The sequence below is a fragment of the Psychrobacter sp. W2-37-MNA-CIBAN-0211 genome, from assembly GCF_040309405.1.
Taxonomy (GTDB): Bacteria; Pseudomonadota; Gammaproteobacteria; order Pseudomonadales; family Moraxellaceae; genus Psychrobacter; species Psychrobacter glaciei.
This window is the reverse complement of record NZ_JBEOOU010000261.1, coordinates 1-266: the sequence shown is the minus strand read 5'-3', so window position 1 is coordinate 266 and position 266 is coordinate 1. Positions and strand designations below refer to the sequence as shown.

Here is a 266-nt window from a genome sequence, read left to right as displayed (position 1 = left end):
CAGTAATATTAGCGAGTAACTCTTCTTTAAGCTCTTTAAACTTAGCGGCTCTAAAACTGGGTAAACGCTCAAAAGCAAAACCTTCACGGAATAATCCTGGCGCTTCGTTTCGCGCCATACCGGCAGCTTCTATCAAAATAGTGCCCGCACCACAACATGGATCGAATAAAGGCTGTTTTACATTTTCAAGCCAGCCACTTCGCTTAATTAATGCAGCAGCTAAGTGCTCTTTAATTGGCGCTTTACCTTGGCCTTGGCGGTAACCA

General features: G+C 44.4%; 1 pseudogene. It reads right to left on the bottom strand.

The annotated features are described in order from the left end of the window. A pseudogene (locus AAEY72_RS15150) lies at positions 1–266 on the bottom strand (hypothetical protein); the annotation flags it as partial.